We start from the raw sequence: 18705 nt of genomic DNA on the forward strand, positions 1-18705 counted from the left end.
ACCCCGGCCATCTCCTCAGGTGTCACACCAGCACAACGACACCCACGAACAAACAGACACGCCACCCACGAGTGAAGATGACCAAGCCCTACTAGACGGCCGCCCGCGTGTCGGCCCGCGGCAGCGGCGGCAGCGCCGTCGCGTACAGCCACGCGTCGAACAGGTCGTCCAGCGGCTCGGCCGCGAACCGTGCCGCGTGCGCCGTGAAGGCCGACGTCGTGACCGCGCCGCCGCGGTGCAGACCGAGCCAGGCGCGCAGCATCCGGAAGAACGCGTCGTCGCCCAGCGCGCAGCGCAGCGCGTGCACGGTGAGCCCGCCCCGCTCGTAGAGCCGGTCGTCGAACATCGACTTGCGGCCGGGGTCGGCCAGCTTCAGGTCCTGCGGCAGGGCGGAGAGCGACCGGTGCGCGGCGACGGCCAGTTGCTGCGCCGTACGGCCACCCGAGCGCTCCGACCACAGCCACTCCGCGTACTTGGCGAAGCCCTCGTTCAGCCAGATGTGCCGCCAGTCGGCGATGGACACGCTGTTGCCGAACCACTGGTGCGCCAGCTCGTGCGCCACCAGCCGCTCCGAACCCCGGGCCCCGTCCACGTGGTTGGCGCCGAACAGCGACAACCCCTGTGCCTCGACGGGCACGTCGAGTTCCTCCTCGGTCACCACGACCGCGTACTCGTCGAACGGGTAGGGCCCGAAAAGCTGTTGGAAGAGATGCATCATGCCCGGCTGGCGCGCGAAGTCCCGCGAGAACTCCGGCAGCAGGTCCGCCGGGATGTGCCCGTGCTGCGGCACCCCGCCGAGCCCCGGATCACCGAGCAGCACGGTCTGGTACTTGCCGATCGACAGCCCCACCAGATAGCTCGACGTCGGCGCGGACTGCTCGTACACCCAGGTCGTCGTGGACGCCTTCGTCGTCCGGGTCAGCAGCCGGCCACCCGCCACCACCGCGTACGCCGACGGCGTCGTCACCGAGATCTGGTACGACGCCTTGTCGGCGGGCCGGTCGTTGCACGGGTACCAGGACGGCGCCCCGACGGGCTGACTCGCCACCAGCGCCCCGTCGCCCAACTCCTCCCAGCCGATCCCGCCCCAGGGGCTGTTGACCGGCTTGGGGTTGCCCGCCCAGTGCACCTCGACGGTGAACGCGGCCCCGGCCCGCAGCGCCTTGGCGGGCCGGACGCGCAGCCTGCCGCCGCGGTGCGTGTAGTGCGCCTGGCGGCCGTCCACCCGGACCCGGCCGATCTTGAAGTCGGCCAGGTTGAGCTGGAACTCGGCGAGCGGCGAACGCCCGGCTATCGCGTTGATCCGGGCGGTGCCCGAGAGCCGGTTCGGCCCGGGCCGGTAGTCCAGCGTGAGCTCGTAGCGGTGCACCCGGTACCGGGAATCACCGTTGGCCGGGAAGTACGGGTCCGCCCCGCCTGCCTGCTGAACTGCCACTGCCGCGTCCGCTCCCTGCGCCGTGCTGCCACTCCCCGCCGGTGTGCCGTCGTCCGGTTCCGAGTGGCCGGCGTTCAGGGACGCCACGCTTCGATCGGGTTGCCGAGCCAGCGGGTGTCGTCCGGGACGGACTCCGCGGCCATCACGAGCGACGCGGGACCCAGGGTCGTACGGGCCCCGACCGTGCTGCCGGGCAGCACGATCCCGCCAGGGCCCAGCGTGGCACCCTCACGGAGGACCACAGTATCCGTCCGCAAGATCCGGTCGTGGAAGAGGTGAGTCTGGAGCACACAGCCCCGGTTGACCGTGGCCGCGTCCTCCAGCGTCACCAGGTCCGCCTCGGGCAGCCAGTAGCTCTCCACCCACACGCCCCGGCCGATGCGCGCGCCGAGCCCGCGCAGCCACGCCGACAGCACCGGCGTACCCGGCACCGAACCTGCCAGCCACGGCACCGCCACCACCTCGACGAAGGTGTCCGCCAGCTCGTTGCGCCACACGAAACCGCTCCACAGCGGGTGCTCCCCGCGGCGGTGCCGCCCCACCAGCAGCCACTTCGCGACGATCGACAGCAGGGCCGCCGCCCCGCCCGCCCCGAGCAGCACCAGCCCGGACAGCAAGGGGGCCCACGCCCCCAGCGCGCACAGCGCGGCCACGGTCAGCACCGCGAGACCGGCCGAGCAGAACACCGGCACGATCCGGCACAGCTCCACCAGCGCACGCGCCCACAGCAGCCGCGCCGGCGGCTCGTAGGTGCGGCTCCGGTCGCCGTCGGCCGCCGCCCGCGGCAGCTTCACCGGCGGCAGCCCCAGGTAGGAGCTGCCCTTCTTCGCCTTCTTCGGAGTCGCCGACAGCACCCCGACGAGCCCGCCGTCCGGCACGCTCCGCCCCGGCGCGGTCATCCCCGAGTTCCCGAGGAACGCCCGCCGCCCGATCTCCGCGCGCCCGATCCGCAACCAGCCGCCCCCCAGCTCGTACGGCGCGGTCAGCGTGTCGTCGGCCAGGAACGCGCCCTCGCCGACCGTGGTCAGACTGGGCAGCGCCAGGACGGTCGACACCTCGGCGCCCTTGCCGATCCGCATCCCGAGCAGCCGCAGCCACACCGGCGTCGCCAGCCCGGCGTACAGCGGGAAGAGCGTCTCGCGCGAGCGGTCCATCAGCTGGGTGACCGTCCAGGCCTGCCAGCCGATCCGGCCGTGCGTCGGATGCGTGCCCTCCCGCAGCCCCAGACTCAGCAGCCGCACGGCGACCAGGAGCAGCAGCGCGTACGTCAGCCCGTAGGCGAGCGTGGCCGGGACCAGCGCCAGGGCGGCACCCCGCAGCGGGGCGTCCGGCGGGACGAGGGCGTACGCCACGAGCAGCGCGGCCCCGGCCGCCGACACCGGCAGCAGCGTCAGTCCCGCCCCCGAGGCCCCGTACAGCGCCCGCCAGACCCGGCTCCGGGCCGGCCGCTCCTTGGGCCAGTTGCGCTTGGCCTTGCCGAGTTCGACCGCGGGCGCGCCCGCCCAGCGCTGCCCGGTCGGGATCTGGCCGACGACGGCCGAACCCGGCGCCACCTCGGCCCGCTTGCCGACCCGCGCCCCCGGGAAGAGGACGCTGCGCGTGCCGACGACGGCGTGCGCACCGACCCTGACCGGGCCGATCTCCAGCCGGTCGCCGTCCAGCCACCAGCCGGAGAGGTCCACCTCGGACTCGACGGCCGCGCCCCGGCCCAGCCTGAGCATGCCGGTGACCGGCGGCAGCGCGTGCAGATCCACGTCCGGCCCGATCCTCGCCCCGAGGGCGCGGGCGTACCGCTGCAGCCAGGAACCGGTCAGCGAGGTCGCCCCGCTGAACTCGACGAGCCGCTCGGCGGCCCACAGCCGCAGATGGACCCCGCCGCCCCGCGGGTGACGGCCCGGCGCCACCCCCCGCAGCAGCAGCCGTGCCCCGCCCGCACCGAGCGCGAGCCGGCCGGGCGGGCTGAAGAACAGCAGCGCGCCCGCGACCACCAGCCACCAGGGCGCGGTCGGCAGCCAGCCGTGGGCGGGCAGGACGTTGCCCGCGGCGGCCAGGACCAGCGTCCAGCGCAGCCCCAGCAGCGTGAACAGCGGCACGAGCAGCAGCACCTGCACCAGCTGCGCGCGTCGCGGCACCGGGGCGACGGTGCGCCGGGAGCCGTCGTCCTGTGCGGACTCCTCCAGGTGCCGGGCCAGCTTGCGCAGCGTCGGCCGCTGGTAGACGTCGAGCACGGCGGCGCTCGGATACCGGGTCCGCAGCCGCGTCGTCAGCTGCGCGGCGGCCAGACTGCCGCCGCCGATCGCGAAGAAGTCGTCACGGGCGCCGCCGACCGGGACGCCGAGGACCGCCGTCCACTGCTCGGCGAGCCAGGCCTCGGTGCCGTAGAGCCGTTCGGCCGGCCCGCCCGTCTCCAGGCCCTCCAGCGGCCACGGCAGCGCGGCCCGGTCGACCTTGCCCGACGTCCGGGTCGGCAGCTCGGCCACCGGCGCGAGCAGCGGCACCAGCGCGGCGGGCAGCCCGGCGCGGAGCCCGTCCACGGCTGCGGCCCGGTCCCAGCCGTCCTGCACGACGACGTAGCCGACGAGGAGCTGATTGCCGCTGCGCGCGGTGCGCACGGCGGCGGCCGCGCCCGCGACCCCGGGCAGCGCCTGGAGCGCCGCGTCGACCTCGCCCAGCTCGATCCGCCGCCCGCCGAGCTTGATCTGCTCGTCGGCCCGCTCGAGGAAGACCAGCCCCTCCGGCTCCGCCTTCACGAGGTCACCGCTGCGGTACGCCCGCTCCCAGCCCAGCGATTCCAGCGGCGCGTACTTCTCCGCGTCCTTCTCGGCGTCGAGGTACCGGGCGAGCCCGACGCCGCCGATCACCAGCTGCCCGCTGCCGCCCATCGGCACCGGCTCGCCGGCCTCGTCCACGACGGCCAGATCCCAGCCGCGCAGCGGCAGCCCGATCCGGATCGGCTCCGCCCCGCCCAGCAGCGCCGCACAGGCCACGACGGTCGCCTCGGTCGGTCCGTACGTGTTCCAGACCTCGCGCCCCTCGGTCACCAGCCGCTGCGCCAGTTCGGGCGGACAGGCCTCACCGCCGAAGATCAGCAGACGGACGTCGTTGAGGGTCCCGGGCTCCCAGAGCGCGGCGAGCGTGGGCACCGTCGAGACCACGGTGATCTCCTGCTCCACCAGCCAGGGACCGAGGTCGGCACCGCTCCTGACCTGCGCGCGCGGCACCGGCACCAGGCAGGCGCCGTACCGCCACGCCAGCCACATCTCCTCGCAGGAGGCGTCGAAGGCGACGGACAGCCCCGCCATCACCCGGTCGCCCGGCCCGATCGGCTCGTCGGTGAGGAACAGTGCGGCCTCGGCGTCCACGAACGCGGCGGCACTGCGGTGGCTCACGGCGACGCCCTTGGGCTTCCCGGTGGAGCCGGAGGTGAAGATGATCCACGCGTCGTGCCCGGCGCCGGGCCGCGCGGCCGGCGCCTCCGAGCGGCCGTGCGCGGTCAGCTCGTGCCCGGCACCGACGACGGCCCTGACCCCGGCCTCCCCGAACACCAGCTCGGCCCGTTCGTCGGGGTCCTCGGCGTCCACGGGGACGTAGGCCGCCCCGGCGGCGAGCACGGCGAGGATCGCGACGTACAGGTCGTTCGTCCCCGACGGCACCCGGATCCCCACCCGGTCGCCGAGACCGACCCCGGCGCCGGCCAGCCGGCGGCGCAGCCGCTCGACCTCGACGGCCAGCTCGCGGTAGGTCAGCGCGGTCCCGCCGTCGTCCAGGGCCGGCTCGTCGGGGTACGAGCGCACGGACGCGTCGAGGATGTCGACGAGGGTGCGCGGGGAGGGGGCGGGACCGCCCGAGAAACGTGCCGTGTCGCCGAGTTGTTCGCGGATCTCTTCGTCGAGCAGGCCGAGAGCACTGCTCTCGTCTGTGGCTGCCATCGGGTCCTCGCGTCTCGTTCCCGGAGCCCTCCGGGGCGCTGGCGGGCCCGCAGGTCTGCCTGGGGTTGTCCGGCTCCAGCCCGTAACAAGCCGGAAATTTTAGTACGACGCCAGGCTCGCCCCCTTCCGGCGGCCGGCAGGGACGGCCGAACGGGGTTCGCCGGGGGGCCGCGGAAATGCCGTGACCTGGTGATCTTCGAGCTGGGGAGAGATGCCCCACATCAACGAGCGAGGGCCCCGACCTGACGGTCGGAGCCCTCGCTCATCTCACGTGTCCGAGGGGGGACTTGAACCCCCACGCCCGATAAAGGGCACTAGCACCTCAAGCTAGCGCGTCTGCCATTCCGCCACCCGGACAAGGTGTCTTTCGCGCGGGTTTCCCCCGCGGCGACGACGTAAACATTACCAGGCTTTCCGGGGTGCCCGATCACAGCCCGCCCGCGGCCCGCCGCCCGCCGCATCCGGAGTGAACGGCGTGAACGGCGTGTGACGGGCCGGGACCGGTCTTGGGCGCGGGCGCCGGGGAGGGGGAGGATGAGGGGAACCACCAGCAGTGACAGCGGGAGGAACCAGCGTGAGCGCGACGGACGACACGGCCAGGGGCGTCACCGGCGAGGACGAGGTCGTGGACCTCTGCCGCGAGCTGATCCGGTTCGACACCAGCAACTACGGCGACCACTCGGGTCCGGGCGAGCGCAAGGCGGCCGAGTACGTCGCCGAGAAGCTCGCCGAGGTCGGGCTCGAACCGAAGATCTACGAGTCCCACCCGGGGCGCGCCTCCACCGTGGCCCGCATCGAGGGCACGGACCCCTCCCGGCCCGCGCTCCTCATCCACGGTCACCTCGACGTGGTCCCCGCCAACGCGGCCGACTGGACCCACGACCCCTTCTCCGGAGAGGTCGCCGACGGGTGCGTGTGGGGCCGGGGCGCGGTCGACATGAAGGACATGGACGCGATGACCCTGGCGGTCGTCCGCGACCGGCTGCGCTCCGGGCGCAGGCCGCCGCGCGACATCGTCCTCGCCTTCCTCGCCGACGAGGAGGCGGGCGGCACCTACGGCGCCCGGCACCTGGTCGACCGCCACCCGGACCTCTTCGAGGGCGTCACCGAGGCGATCAGCGAGGTGGGCGGATTCTCCTTCACGGTGAGCGAGGAGCGCCGGCTCTATCTGATCCAGACGGCCGAGAAGGGCATGCACTGGATGAAGCTGAGGGTGGCCGGCACCGCCGGGCACGGCTCGATGATCCACCGGGACAACGCGATCACGGAGCTGTCCGAGGCCGTGGCCCGGCTCGGCCGCCACACGTTTCCGGTACGGGTCACCAAGACCACCCGGGCGTTCCTCGACGAACTGGGCGACGCGCTGGGCACCCCGCTGGACCCGGAGGACATGGAGTCCACCCTCGCCCGGCTCGGCGGCATCGCCAAGCTGATCGGCGCGACCCTGAGCAACACCGCCAACCCCACGCAGCTGAACGCCGGTTACAAGGTCAACGTCATCCCCGGCGAGGCCACCGCCCACGTCGACGGGCGCTTCCTGCCGGGCCACGAGGAGGAGTTCCTCGCCGACCTCGACCGGATCCTCGGCCCGAAGGTGCGCCGTGAGGACGTGCACTCCGACAAGGCCCTGGAGACCTCCTTCGACGGACCGCTGGTGGAGGCCATGCAGTCCGCGCTGCTCGCCGAGGACCCCACCGCCAAGGCGATCCCCTACATGCTCTCCGGCGGCACCGACGCCAAGTCCTTCGACGACCTCGGCATCCGCGGCTTCGGCTTCGCCCCGCTGAAGCTGCCGCCGGAGCTGGACTTCGCCGGCATGTTCCACGGCGTCGACGAGCGCGTGCCCGTGGACGGCCTCCGGTTCGGCGTCCGCGTGCTCGACCGCTTCATCGACGCCTCCTGAACGGCACGCCTCCTATTCGGCAGCATGTACGGGAGCGACTGAGAAGAGTGAATGCGACGATAAGCACGTAGCCCCATTACTTCCTCGTCGTTAGTGCTGGTGCGACCCGTTACTGGGGATCGCATTGCCAACAAGGAGGAATAATGCTCAAGAAGGTCGTTGCTGCTGCGGCTGCCACCGGTGGTCTGGTTCTCGCGGGCGCGGGCATGGCCGTCGCCGATTCGGGTGCCCAGGGTGCCGCCGTGCACTCCCCGGGTGTCGCTTCCGGCAACGTGATCCAGGTGCCCGTCCACGTCCCCGTGAACGTCTGCGGTAACACGATCTCGGTGATCGGGCTGCTGAACCCCGCCTTCGGCAACGTCTGCATCAACAAGTGACGTCGACCCGCTGAGGGGTCGTCCACGCCGTCGGCCCCGGAGCGCACGCCATGCGCTCCGGGGTCGGCCGGTCTTTTCTCCTGCCATTCGTGCGAAATCCGAATGACATGAGAAAGGAAAGCCGAAGAAGTCGTAGCGCCCGGAGGCCTCGCGAAGCTGGAAGGATGCGAGTGATTCGGGACGAGATCGAAAGCAGGGATTCAGGAATGCGACAGGTCACCCGCAAAGGCCTCATGACTGTGGCGGCGGCGACGGGGGTGATCGCCGCCGCAGGCGGCTACGCCCACGCCGACTCCGGCGCGAGCGGCTACGCCTCCGACTCGCCCGGCGTCCTGTCCGGCAACAACGTCCAGGCGCCGGTGAACGTGCCGGTCAACGTGTGCGGCAACACCGTCGACGTCGTCGGCATCCTCAACCCGGCCATGGGCAACTCCTGTGCCAACCGGAGCACGGACCACAGCGACGACAAGGGCGGCGGCAGCCATGCCGGCCACGGCGGCTCCGGCTCGCACGCCGGTCCGGGCGGTCACGGCGGCTCCGGCACGCACGCCGGTCCGGGCGGCGCACAGGCGGGCGGCCACACCGCCGGTTCGCCCGGCGTCGGCTCCGGCAACAACGTCCAGGCGCCGGTGAACGTGCCGGTCAACGTGTGCGGCAACACCGTCGACGTCGTCGGCATCCTCAACCCGGCCATGGGCAACGACTGCGCCAACGACAGCGGCCCCGGCCGCGACTACGGCACGCCTCCCGGCGGCGAGGAGGAGACGCCCGTCACACCGGGCCCCGGCAAGCCCAGCCACTCCCAGGACGAGGGCACCCCCGCCAAGCCGGGCCACCCGACCCCGGCCGGACACTCCTCCGTCCACTCCCCGCAGCTCGCGCAGACCGGCAGCGGACTGCCGCTGGGCCTCACGCTCCCGGCCGGCGCCGGCGCGCTGCTCGCGGGCGCGGTCCTCTACCGCAAGGCGCGCGCCGCGGCCTGACCGTCCCCGGCACCGCACAACGGAGCGGGCCCCGCCTCGGCGGGGCCCGCTCCGTTTCCGTCATCTTCGGCTCACCACGTGGCGCGTACCTGACGGATGATCCGCCGACGCAGCCGCACTCGGCGGCTGCCGTCCCGCAGCAGGCTCAGACGGTCCAACTCCCAGTGTCCGTACTCCGCATGGTCGGTCAGCAGACGTGTGGCGTCCTTGCGGGAGACCCCGCGCGGTACGTACACGTCGACAAATTCGTATTCCGGCATCGCATCTATTGTGCGGGCTGGGGCCCGGTACGGATAGCGTCTGCACTATGTCTGATGCTGCGCAGCCCACCGCTGCCGAGGTACGCGCCGCCGCCGAGGCGGTCAAGACCGCGCTCGACCGCCACCTTGCGGCGGTCGAACGCCGGACGGGTGAGGACGACCCGGCCGTCTACGAGGCGTTCAACGAGCTGGCCGCTGCCGCGGAGGCGTACGACGAACTGCTCTACGACCGTTACGACGAGGTCACCCCCTTCGAGATCCCCGGCGCCGACGATTCGCTGCCGCCCTACGCGGGACCCGAGGAGCCCAACGCCCTGAGCGTCCTGATCCGCCGCGACTACGCGGTGGTGGAGCCGCAGCGGCTGCTGGCGCAGGCCCAGCGGGTCGAGGCGGCCGAGTTCGAGGACGGCGCGGACGCGGAGGCCTCCGGGACCGTCCACGGCGCGCTGGGCCTGCTCTTCGGCGAGTTCGAACCCGACGAGATCGCCTCCCGGCACAAGGAGTTCGGTCTGGAGGAGGGCGACTCCACCCTGTGGGTGCTGGCGGCCGACGAACCCGCCGAGCCGGGCGAATGGCTGGAGACGCCCTTCGAGCAGCCGGACCCGCAGCAGGTGGTGTGCCGCTTCGACGTCAGCTCGGTCTTCGACGACGACGTGGACGACGACGTCGAGGACGAACTGGCGGATGACGAAGAAGATGATCTGGAGCCGCTGGACGCCGAGCGGGCCGACCGCTAGCGGAGAGGCCGCGTCGGACGCCGCGGGACGGCGGCAGGCGGACGGCGACAGGCGGGAGACGGCGGCGGTCACGGCCCGGGGAGCGATTCCCCGGCCGTGACCGCCGCCGTTCGCGTCTTCGCGGCCGTCAGTCCGCCGCCGGGACCTGCGTGCGCAGCAGGACCGGCAACCGGGTCGTGCGAGGCTTCGCCGTGATCGCGGCGACCGCTCCGGGCAGCGCCTGCTCGACCCCGTGAACCACGGACAGGTGGCGCTCCGCCCGGCCGAAGGCCGTGTAGACCCAGGGGCGGGACAGGACCTGCGCGGCATCACCGGGCAGCACCACGACCGCCGCCGGCCACCGGCTCCCCACCGCCTGGTGCGCCGTGAGCGCCCACCCGTGCCGGACGGAGTGCTCCACCCGCTCCTTCGGCACGACCACGGCGCCACCGGCGCAGGACAGGTGCAACCCCTCCGCGTCGGCCGTCACCACCCGGCCCGTCACCGTACGGCCCGGGACGGGGGAGTAGGCGATCCGGTCGCCGGGGTCGAAGCCGCCGAAGCGGCCGGGGCCGGGGTTGAGTCGCTCCTTCAGCGCCGCGTTCAGCGCGCGGGTGCCGGCCGCGCCGCCGTGGCCCGGGGTGACGACCACCGTCTCCCCGGCGGCGATGCCGAAGGCCCGCGGCACGGAGTCCGAGACGAGCTGCACCGTCCGGTGCACGGCCTCGCCGGCGTCCCGCACCGGCACGATCACGATCTCCTTGCCGGGCGCCTCGACCTGGTTCAGCTCACCGACGCCCACTCCGGAGACCAGCTCGCCGAGCGGCCCCGGATCCGGGATGCGGGAGGCGACCTGCGGGCACACCCGGGCGGCGAGGAGGTCGGCGAAGACCCGGCCCGGCCCGGCCGACCAGAGCAGCGCCGGGTCGCCGCTGAGCACCAGCCGGGCGCCGTCCGGGAGCGACTCCACCACCATCGCGGCGGTCTCCACGTCCAGCTGCGGCGCGTCCAGCAGGATCAGCAGGTCCAGGGCGAAGGCGCCCTCGGCGTCCCGGCCGGGGCCCTCGGCGCCGGACAGCAGGCCGGGGAGGGTGACGACGAAGCCGTCCGCCGCGTCCAGGTGCGCCGCCAGCCGGCGCCGCCCGTCCGGTGTGTGGCAGGCGGCGAACGCCCGCACCCCCAGGGACCGGGCGGCGGCGAGGAGGGCGGCCGGTTCGGCGCGGGCCGCCTCGCCGCCGGTGTGCACGACGAGGCCGTGCCCGGCGACCGCGCGGATCAGCTCGGCCGTGCTGCCGGACGCCTGGGCGGCGGCGGACTCCCACGGCGTCGAGGTCTCCTTGGCCAGGGCGTTGGCCACGCGGGCCAGACCGTCGGCGAGGCTCTCCTCCGCGAGCGCGTACCGCTCGAGACCGACGAGGACCCGGACCGGGCCGGTCTCCTCCGCGTTGTCCTCGTCGGACTCCTCGGACTCCTCGCTCGCGGCCACCGGGGCCGGGGCGGCGCCGGGCTCCTCCAGGGCGTCCTGGAAGGCGAGGGCCTCGCCCTCGGCCAGGGTGCCCTGCACGGCCGCGTCCGCGTCCGGGACCCCCCGCCGGGCGAGCGCGGCCGTCAGCGTCGGCAGTTCCAGTGCGGTGTGCCCGGCCAGGGCCGCCTGCTCCAGCAGCCAGACGGTCACCGCCCGGCCCCGCCGCTCGTCGTCCGGGGCGCACTCCGCGCCGAGCAGCGCCCGCGCGAAGCCGTCCGCCTGCTCGGGGCGCACACCGGGGACGCGCAGCAACTGCCAGGGGTCCTCGCCCAGGGCCTCCGCGGCCCCCTCGCCGAGAACCGCCGCGACCTGCGGCGCCAGCGCCTCGGGAGCACCGCCGCCGGCCAGCACACGCCGTACGGCCTCGACGGTGTCCGGCGCCGGTGCGGTGGCGACGGGATCCGCGGCCACCGGCTGCGGGCGCCGCACGGGCTCCGGGGCGGCGCGGGGCGGGGCGGGCTCCGGATCGGCGAACACGGTGGCGGTGGGCTTCTCCCCGCTCTCCACGGCCCGTACGGCCGCGAGGAGGTCGGCGGCCTTGCCGCTCAGCTTGGTCCCGGCGGGGATGGGACCCTGCTTCTCCGCCTTGCGCCGCTCGATCCGCTCCCGCTCCAGCTTCTGGGCGGCGAGTTCCGCCTCGGCCTCGGACAGCTTCCGGGCGGACTCCTCGGCCGCGGACTCCGGCACGGCGCCGCCGTCGGATCCCGGCACGGTGGCGTCGGCCGTCGCGGACCCCGGCGTGATCCCGTCGGCCGCGGACCCGGGCGTCGTCCCGTCGTCGCCGGCCGGGGCCGCCACGGAGTCGGTCTCCGGTGAGCCCTCGGCGGGCGGGGCGTCGTCCGGGGTGCCCGGCCCGGTGTTCTCCGTGGTGCTGGGGGGCTCCGGCTCCGTGCTCACAGCGTGCTCCAGTCGTGATCGGGATAGCGGTGCACGGGCGCCGACACGTCGTCGAGCGCCCGGCAGATCTCCTCAGGAAGACTAAGGGCCTCCACCGACAATGCAGCCGTGAGCTGCTGCGCGTTGCGCGCGCCGACGACCGGGGCGGCCACTCCGGGCCGGTCGCGGACCCAGGCGAGGGCGACCTGGAGCGGGCTCACCGCGAGCCCGTCCGCCGCGGTCGCCACGGCGTCCACGATGCGGCTCGCGGTCTCGTCGAGGTAGGGCTCGACGAACGCCGCGAAGTGGTCGGAGGCGGCGCGGGAGTCCGGTGGCAGGGCGTCGCCGCGGTACTTGCCGGTGAGGACGCCCCGGCCGAGCGGGGAGGAGGGGAGCAGGCCGATGCCCAGGTCCAGCGCGGCCGGCAGCACCTCGCGCTCCACGCCGCGCTGGAGCAGGGAGTACTCCATCTGCGTGCTGGCCAGCCGGGTGCGCGTACCCGGTGCCGCGAGCTGCCAGGTGGCGGCCTTGGCGAGCTGCCAGCCGCAGAAGTTGGAGATGCCGGCATAGCGGGCGCGACCGCTGGCGACCGCGATGTCCAGGGCCTGGAGGGTCTCCTCCAGCGGGGTGTCGGGGTCGAAGGCGTGCACGTGCCACACGTCGACGTGGTCGGTGCCGAGCCGGGTGAGCGAGGCGTCCAGGGCCGCGAGGAGATGACCGCGTGAACCGTCGAAGCGCCGGTCCGGGTCGGGCACGCTGCCGGCCTTCGTGGAGATGATCAGGTCCCGGCGCGGCACCAGGCCTTCCATGAGCCGCCCCAGCACGTACTCGGCCTCCCCGTCGCCGTACACGTCCGCCGTGTCGACGAGGGTGCCGCCCGCCTCCCAGAAGGTCTTCAAGAGGTCCGCCGCGTCGTGCTCGTCGGTGTCACGGCCCCAGGTCAGGGTGCCGAGCCCGATGCGGGACACGCGCAGGCCGGTGCGACCGAGATGCCTCTGCTCCATGGACGCCGAGATTACTGGCCGGAACTGGGCCGTGGGTTGCCTGTGGACAACGGAATTCCGGGCAGGCCGGGACCGGTTCGGGCAGGCCTGGGCCCTGCGGGCCGCCGCGACCCTCGCCACACCGCCCTCCCCCGGGGCCGCCCCCGCGCTACTGTCTCCGGAACAGCGTCGTTACTGATCAGTAAGGGGAATCGGCCATGCAGCTCGGGATCAACCTCGGCTACTGGGGTGCCGGAATGGACGGGGACAACCTGGCCGTGGCGCAGGAGGCCGACCGGCTGGGGTACGCGGTCTGCTGGGCCGCGGAGGCCTACGGCTCGGACGCCGCCACCGTGCTCAGCTGGGTCGCCGCCCAGACCGAGCGCATCGACGTCGGCTCGGCCATCTTCCAGATCCCGGCCCGCCAGCCGGCGATGACCGCGATGACCGCCGCCACCCTCGACTCGCTGTCCGGCGGCCGCTTCCGCCTCGGCCTCGGCGTCTCGGGCCCGCAGGTCTCCGAGGGCTGGTACGGCGTCAAGTTCGACAAGCCACTGTCCCGCACGCGCGAGTACGTCGAGATCGTCCGCAAGGCGATGACGCGCGAGCGGCTGTCGTACGAGGGCGAGCACTGGACGCTGCCGCTGCCGGGCGGCCCCGGCAAGCCGATCAAGCTGACCGTGCACCCGGAGCGCGAGCACATCCCGCTGTACATCGCCGCGATCGGCCCGAAGAACCTGGAGCAGACCGGCGAGATCGCCGACGGCGCCCTGCTGATCTTCCCGTCCGCCGACCACATCGAGGACACCGCGATCAAGCACCTGCGCGCGGGGCGCGAGAAGGCCGGCAAGACGCTGGACGGCTTCGACGTCTGCCCGACGCTGCCGCTGGCCGTCGGCGCCGACGACGACGTCGAGCGCCTCGCCGACACCTTCCGGCTCTACACCGCGCTCTACGTCGGCGGGATGGGCAGCCGCAAGCAGAACTTCTACAACCAGCTCGCCCGGCGCATGGGCTACGAGCAGGCCGCCGACGAGATCCAGGACAAGTACCTCTCCGGGGACAAGCAGGGCGCCGCGGCAGCCGTTCCGCACGAGTTGATCGACCGGACCACGCTGCTGGGCTCCAAGGAGCGCATCGCCGACCGGATGAAGGCCTACGCGGCGGCGGGTGTCACCACCCTCACCCTCGCCCCCGCCGGCTTCACCCTCGACGAGCGGCTCGCCTCGCTGCGGGCGGGCGCCGAGGCGCTGGAGCTGGCCGGGCTGGCGTAGCGCGGGGAGGAAGTCAGCGGCCGTGGTGGGGGCTCGGGGGTCTTCCCCGCCACGGCCGTCACGGGGAACAACGCCCCGCGAAGCGCGCGGTCACGCCTCCGGCGCGGGCTTCTCGGGTCATCCGTTCGGCGTAGTCGTTCCGGCACAGCTGTTGCAGCACCTCCCTCTCCGCACTTGACTCGTTCTTTGCGGAACCTGCGGAATCCCCCGGGATGCGGAGAGGTGCCCCACGATGCTTTCGGCCAAGAGTCTGTTCCAGGAGATCCTGGACGACGACGAGTCCTTCCGGCTGTTCTGTTCCATCGCCGCGAGCGGGGAGTCCCAGGGAGGGTGGGAGAACGCCCGGATCGCCGCGCTCCTCCCGCCGGACCAGCGCGACCTCGCCCCCAAGATCACGCGGCACGGCGCCGACGAGGACAAGCACGGCAGGATCTTCGACGCCCTGCTGAGGAAGCGCGGCCTCCAGCCCGTCCCCGTCCCGCCCGACACCGACTACACGATGCTCCTGGAGCGCGGCGGCATCGGCCTCGCCCACGACAAGCTCACGGCGGACCGGCCGCTGACCGTGCAGGACGTCGTCACCTACCTCGCCCACAGCCGGGTCACCGAGCAGCGCGCCTCCGAGCAGATGGAGCTGCTGCGCAAGCACTTCGCCGACCACCCCGACATCGGCCGCGCGGTGCGGATGATCTCCCACGACGAGGACAACCACCTCGCCTACTGCCACGAGGAACTGCTGCGCTTCGCGCGCGCGGGGCACGGCCGCGCGATCCAGCGCACGCTGCGCGAGTCCGCGCTCGCGGAGATCCGCGTCTACCGCGACGTCAGCCTGGCCGTGATGTCCCACATGGGCCGCATCCTCGGCTGGTCCCGGCCCAAGGCGGCCCTCCTCGCCGCCGGCATCCACGCCGTGTACGCGTGGGAGCGGCTGGCGGGCTGGCGCCGCATGGTCGCCCTGAGCATGCCCGAACGCCGCGACGCCCTGGGCGGCCCGGCCACCACGGCTCCCGAGTTCGCCTGAGCGACGGCCCACCACGCGCGCGGGCCCGAACCGCGCGGCCGGCACCCGCGGGTGGGCCGCACCCGCACGGCACCGCACCCGCGCGTGGGGCCCTCGCCTCCTACAGCCACCCCCGCCGCTTGAACATCCGGTACAGGACCACCTCCAGGGCGGCCATGATCGCGATCACCGCCGGATACGACCAGGTCCAGTGCAATTCCGGCATGTGCTCGAAGTTCATGCCGTAGATCCCCGCGATCATGGTGGGGATCGCGGCCATGGCCGCCCACGCGGAGATCTTCCGCATGTCGTCGTTCTGCCGGACGCTCATCTGCGCCAGGTGCGCCGAGAGGATGTCCGACACGAGCCGGTCCAGGCTCTCCACGGACTCGTTCACGCGCGCGAGATGGTCGCTGACGTCCCGGAAGAAGGGCCGCGCCTTGTCGTTCACGAACGGCAGACCCGTCCCGGACAGGCCCGCCCCGGACCCGCCGGTGCCGGCCAGCCGGGACACCGGGGGCGCCAGCGGGACCGTGGCCCGGCGGAACTCCAGCACCTGCCGCTTGAAGGTGTAGATCCGGGAGGCCGTGTTCCGCGACCCGCCGCCGTCCGGCGAGAACACCTCCGCCTCCAGTTCCTCCAGGTCGGTCTGCAACTCCGTCGCCACGTCCAGGTAGTGGTCGACGGTGGCGTCGGCTATCGCGTAGACCACCGCCGTCGGTCCCTTCGCCAGCATCTCCGGCTCGTGCTCCAGCCGCCGCCGTACCGCCGCGAGGGGCGCGCCGTCGCCGTGCCGGACGGTCAGCACGAAGGAGTCGCCGAGGAAGACCATGACCTCCCCGGAGGACACCGCGTCGCTCTCCGGCTCGTACACGACCGGCTTCAGCACCAGGAACAGCGAATCGTCGTACACCTCCAGCTTGGGCCGCTGGTGGGCCTTGAGGGCGTCCTCCACCGCCAGGGGGTGCAGCGCGAACTCCCGCGTGACGTGGGCGAATTCCTTCTCGGTGGGCTCGTGCAGCCCGATCCAGACGAAGCCGCCCGCGGCACGCGCCTCCTCCAGCGCGTCGGAGAAGTCCTGCGGGCCCTCCGTCCGGCACCCGTCCCGATAGATGGCGCAGTCGACGATCACGAAGCGCTTTCTCCCTTCCGCGGTTCCCTGTGCCCCCAGGAGTACCCCTACCCTGGGCGGCATGCCCACGCTGATCCTGGTCCGGCACGGTCGGTCCACCGCCAACACCTCCGGAGTGCTCGCCGGCTGGACGCCCGGCGTCGCCCTCGACGAGCGCGGCGCCGCACAGGCCGCCGCGCTGCCGGCCAGGCTCGAGGGCCTGCCGATCGCCGAGGTCGTCGCCAGCCCGCTGCAACGCTGCCAGGAGACGATCCGGCCCCTGCTCGACGCCCGCCCCGGCCTGCCCGTCCACTCCGACGAGCGGATCGGGGAGGCCCACTACGGCGACTGGTCCGGGCGCAAGCTCGCGGAGCTGGCGGACGACCCGCTGATGGAGGTCGTCCAGGCGCACCCCTCCGCGGCCGCCTTCCCCGGCGGCGAGTCCATGCGGGCCATGCAGACCCGCGCCGCCGAGGCCGTGCGCGAGTGGAACGCGCGCGTGGAGCGCGACCACGGCCCCGACGCCGTCTACCTCATGTGCTCGCACGGCGACATCATCAAGTCGCTCGTCGCGGACGCGCTGGGACTGCACCTCGACCTCTTCCAGCGCATCTCCGTCGAACCCTGTTCCGTCACGGTGATCCGCTACACCCGCCTGCGCCCCTTCCTCGTGCGCCTCGGCGACACCGGCGACTTCGCCTCCCTCGTACCGCGCGAGGAGCCCCCGCGGCAGGACGCCACGGTCGGGGGTGATGCGGGCGCACCGTGATCGTCGACCGCAGTAGGGTGAAGCGGTCCACATACGCGCGCGTTCACGCATGGACGTTCCGTACCCACGATTCCCATGGAGACAGGACGTGTCCCGTCAGGTGTTCCTCTACGACCCCCCGGACCGCTTCGTGGCCGGTACGGTCGGACTGCCCGGGCGCCGTACCTTCTTCCTCCAGGCCACGGCCGGCTCCCGGGTGACCAGCGTGGCCCTGGAGAAGACCCAGGTCGCCGCGCTCGCCGAGCGTATGGACGAGCTGCTGGACGAGGTCGTACGCCGTAGCGGCGGAAGTGCCGCGGTGCCCGCCGTCGCACCCACCGAAGTGGCCGACTCGGCCCCCCTCGACACCCCCGTCGAGGAGGAGTTCCGGGTCGGCACGATGGCCCTCGCCTGGGACGGCGAGGAGCAGCGCATGATCGTCGAGGCGCAGGCCCTCGTGGAACTCGACGCCGAGACCGACGAGGACCTCGCCGAGGCCGAGGAACGGTTGCTCCAGGACGAGGAGAACGGGCCCCCGATGCTGCGGGTCCGCCTCACCGGCGCGCAGGCCAGGGCCTTCGCCAAGCGCGCTCTCGACGTCGTCAACGCCGGCCGGCCGCCGTGCCCGCTGTGCAGTCTGCCGCTCGACCCGGAAGGACACGTATGTCCGCGCCAGAACGGATACCGCCGCGGGGCGTGACGACCACCGGCCGGGCCGACGCCGACCTGCTCGCGCGAGGCGAGCTGACCGTGCGCGGCCGCATCCGGGAGGCGTCCAACGCGGCCTTGTACTGCACCGTCGCGCACGAGGGCCGCGAGGCGGCCTGCGTCTACAAACCGGTCGCCGGCGAAAGGCCCCTGTGGGACTTCCCCGACGGCACCCTCGCCCAGCGGGAGGTCGCCGCGTACGCGGTCTCCGAGGCGACCGGCTGGGGGCTCGTCCCGCCGACCGTGCTGCGCGACGGGCCGTACGGCGAGGGCATGTGCCAGCTGTGGATCGAGGTGTTCCCGCAGGCCGAGCTGCTCGCCCTGGTCGACGCCGAAGAGCCCGAGCCGGGCTGGAGGGCGATCGGCTTCGCCGAGACCGGCGAGGGGCGGACCGCGCTGCTGGTGCACGCCGACGACGAGCGGCTGCGCCGGCTCGCCGTCCTCGACGCGGTCATCAACAACGCCGACCGCAAGGGCGGCCACCTGCTGCCCACCGCCGACGGACGGCTCTACGGCATCGACCACGGCGTCACCTTCAACGCCGAGGACAAGCTGCGCACCCTCCTGTGGGGGTGGGCGGGGGAGCCTCTGACGGGAGAGGCCGTCGAGGTGCTCAAGGGCCTCCAGGGCGCCCTGGAGGAGGGCGGGGCGCTGGCGGCCACCCTGGCCGCGCTCGTCACCCCGGCCGAGGTCGACGCCACACGCGCGCGTGTCGGAGCGCTGCTGGAGTCCGGCAGGCACCCCGAACCCGGCGGCGACTGGCCGGCCATTCCCTGGCCACCGGTCTAGGGCGTGTTTCGAAAGTCCCGTCTGCCCGGCGACGCCTGGCACGCACGCTCGCCGCGTTGTCGGGATCGCCCCGATACAACCAGTATCG

General features: G+C 73.4%; 15 protein-coding genes and 1 tRNA gene. 9 read left to right on the forward strand and 7 right to left on the reverse strand.

Going from position 1 to position 18705, the window contains the following annotated elements; translation table 11 throughout:
* Nucleotides 1-91 precede the first annotated feature (91 nt).
* The 3 genes from AB0N31_RS34510 to AB0N31_RS34520 all read right to left on the reverse strand — a co-directional run bounded on the left by AB0N31_RS34510 (nucleotide 92) and on the right by AB0N31_RS34520 (nucleotide 5721).
* Entirely contained in the window at nucleotides 92-1435 is a 1344-nt protein-coding gene (locus AB0N31_RS34510) for a M1 family metallopeptidase (RefSeq protein WP_366062470.1), read from the reverse strand.
* 74 nt (nucleotides 1436-1509) lie between these two features.
* Nucleotides 1510-5364 (reverse strand): Pls/PosA family non-ribosomal peptide synthetase, encoded by a 3855-nt coding sequence (locus tag AB0N31_RS34515; protein ID WP_366062471.1) that lies wholly within the window; start codon nucleotides 5362-5364, stop codon nucleotides 1510-1512.
* A 272-nt stretch (nucleotides 5365-5636) separates the two neighbouring features.
* Nucleotides 5637-5721: transfer RNA gene (locus tag AB0N31_RS34520), tRNA-Leu, on the reverse strand.
* A gap of 217 nt (nucleotides 5722-5938) precedes the next feature.
* On the opposite strand from AB0N31_RS34520, the gene AB0N31_RS34525 reads away from it, so the two are divergent.
* The 3 genes from AB0N31_RS34525 to AB0N31_RS34535 all read left to right on the forward strand — a co-directional run bounded on the left by AB0N31_RS34525 (nucleotide 5939) and on the right by AB0N31_RS34535 (nucleotide 8627).
* Nucleotides 5939-7267, forward strand: coding sequence for a M20/M25/M40 family metallo-hydrolase (locus AB0N31_RS34525; protein WP_366062473.1), 1329 nt, complete (start codon nucleotides 5939-5941; stop codon nucleotides 7265-7267).
* A 143-nt stretch (nucleotides 7268-7410) separates the two neighbouring features.
* On the forward strand, nucleotides 7411-7644 hold the full coding sequence (gene chpH / locus AB0N31_RS34530; protein WP_363089246.1) for a chaplin ChpH: 234 nt from the start codon (nucleotides 7411-7413) through the stop codon (nucleotides 7642-7644).
* A gap of 206 nt (nucleotides 7645-7850) precedes the next feature.
* On the forward strand, nucleotides 7851-8627 hold the full coding sequence (locus AB0N31_RS34535) for a chaplin (protein ID WP_366062474.1): 777 nt from the start codon (nucleotides 7851-7853) through the stop codon (nucleotides 8625-8627).
* A gap of 71 nt (nucleotides 8628-8698) precedes the next feature.
* Here the strand turns inward: AB0N31_RS34535 and AB0N31_RS34540 are convergent, their stop codons facing one another.
* Nucleotides 8699-8887 carry a DUF5703 family protein gene (locus AB0N31_RS34540; RefSeq protein ID WP_005485166.1) on the reverse strand — a complete coding sequence of 63 codons (189 nt, stop codon included), beginning with the start codon at nucleotides 8885-8887 and terminating at the stop codon, nucleotides 8699-8701.
* A 47-nt stretch (nucleotides 8888-8934) separates the two neighbouring features.
* Between AB0N31_RS34540 and AB0N31_RS34545 the strand changes: the two genes are divergently transcribed.
* A complete protein-coding gene (locus AB0N31_RS34545) occupies nucleotides 8935-9624 on the forward strand; it encodes a hypothetical protein (RefSeq protein ID WP_366062475.1) in 690 nt (229 codons plus the stop codon).
* A 127-nt stretch (nucleotides 9625-9751) separates the two neighbouring features.
* On the opposite strand, the gene AB0N31_RS34550 is transcribed toward AB0N31_RS34545, so the two are convergent.
* Complete coding sequence (locus AB0N31_RS34550; protein WP_366062476.1) at nucleotides 9752-12025, reverse strand: helix-hairpin-helix domain-containing protein; 2274 nt, start codon at nucleotides 12023-12025, stop codon at nucleotides 9752-9754.
* Complete coding sequence (locus AB0N31_RS34555) at nucleotides 12022-13008, reverse strand: aldo/keto reductase (protein WP_366062477.1); 987 nt, start codon at nucleotides 13006-13008, stop codon at nucleotides 12022-12024. The genes AB0N31_RS34550 and AB0N31_RS34555 overlap by 4 nt, the downstream gene beginning before the upstream one ends.
* A 197-nt stretch (nucleotides 13009-13205) precedes the next feature.
* Between AB0N31_RS34555 and AB0N31_RS34560 the strand changes: the two genes are divergently transcribed.
* Nucleotides 13206-14261, forward strand: a complete 1056-nt coding sequence (locus tag AB0N31_RS34560; RefSeq protein WP_366062479.1) for an LLM class F420-dependent oxidoreductase — start codon at nucleotides 13206-13208, stop codon at nucleotides 14259-14261.
* Between the two features lie 232 nt (nucleotides 14262-14493).
* Entirely contained in the window at nucleotides 14494-15282 is a 789-nt protein-coding gene (locus tag AB0N31_RS34565) for a ferritin-like domain-containing protein (RefSeq protein ID WP_366062480.1), read from the forward strand.
* Nucleotides 15283-15382: 100 nt separating this feature from the next.
* Here the strand turns inward: AB0N31_RS34565 and corA are convergent, their stop codons facing one another.
* Nucleotides 15383-16393, reverse strand: coding sequence for a magnesium/cobalt transporter CorA (corA, locus tag AB0N31_RS34570; protein WP_366062482.1), 1011 nt, complete (start codon nucleotides 16391-16393; stop codon nucleotides 15383-15385).
* Nucleotides 16394-16454: 61 nt separating this feature from the next.
* Between corA and AB0N31_RS34575 the strand changes: the two genes are divergently transcribed.
* The 3 genes from AB0N31_RS34575 (at nucleotide 16455) to AB0N31_RS34585 (ending at nucleotide 18617) form a co-directional block, all read left to right on the forward strand.
* Nucleotides 16455-17141: a histidine phosphatase family protein gene (locus AB0N31_RS34575; RefSeq protein WP_366062483.1), complete on the forward strand. Its 687-nt coding sequence runs from the start codon at nucleotides 16455-16457 to the stop codon at nucleotides 17139-17141.
* Nucleotides 17142-17229: 88 nt separating this feature from the next.
* Complete coding sequence (locus tag AB0N31_RS34580; RefSeq protein ID WP_366062484.1) at nucleotides 17230-17820, forward strand: DUF3090 domain-containing protein; 591 nt, start codon at nucleotides 17230-17232, stop codon at nucleotides 17818-17820.
* Nucleotides 17784-18617 carry an SCO1664 family protein gene (locus AB0N31_RS34585; RefSeq protein ID WP_366062485.1) on the forward strand — a complete coding sequence of 278 codons (834 nt, stop codon included), beginning with the start codon at nucleotides 17784-17786 and terminating at the stop codon, nucleotides 18615-18617. The genes AB0N31_RS34580 and AB0N31_RS34585 overlap by 37 nt, the downstream gene beginning before the upstream one ends.
* Nucleotides 18618-18705: the final 88 nt, after the last annotated feature.

It is taken from the genome of Streptomyces sp. NPDC051051 (assembly GCF_040682975.1).
Classification (GTDB): Bacteria; Actinomycetota; Actinomycetes; order Streptomycetales; family Streptomycetaceae; genus Streptomyces.

Coding starts and splice junctions, on each gene's coding strand:
- AB0N31_RS34560 (WP_366062479.1), top strand. CDS start 13,206: ATGCAGCTCGGGATCAACCTCGGCTACTGGGGTGCCGGAATGGACGGG.
- AB0N31_RS34540 (WP_005485166.1), bottom strand. CDS start 8,887: ATGCCGGAATACGAATTTGTCGACGTGTACGTACCGCGCGGGGTCTCC.
- AB0N31_RS34565 (WP_366062480.1), top strand. CDS start 14,494: ATGCTTTCGGCCAAGAGTCTGTTCCAGGAGATCCTGGACGACGACGAG.
- chpH (WP_363089246.1), top strand. CDS start 7,411: ATGCTCAAGAAGGTCGTTGCTGCTGCGGCTGCCACCGGTGGTCTGGTT.
- AB0N31_RS34535 (WP_366062474.1), top strand. CDS start 7,851: ATGCGACAGGTCACCCGCAAAGGCCTCATGACTGTGGCGGCGGCGACG.
- AB0N31_RS34555 (WP_366062477.1), bottom strand. CDS start 13,008: ATGGAGCAGAGGCATCTCGGTCGCACCGGCCTGCGCGTGTCCCGCATC.
- AB0N31_RS34575 (WP_366062483.1), top strand. CDS start 16,455: ATGCCCACGCTGATCCTGGTCCGGCACGGTCGGTCCACCGCCAACACC.
- AB0N31_RS34515 (WP_366062471.1), bottom strand. CDS start 5,364: ATGGCAGCCACAGACGAGAGCAGTGCTCTCGGCCTGCTCGACGAAGAG.
- AB0N31_RS34545 (WP_366062475.1), top strand. CDS start 8,935: ATGTCTGATGCTGCGCAGCCCACCGCTGCCGAGGTACGCGCCGCCGCC.
- AB0N31_RS34585 (WP_366062485.1), top strand. CDS start 17,784: ATGTCCGCGCCAGAACGGATACCGCCGCGGGGCGTGACGACCACCGGC.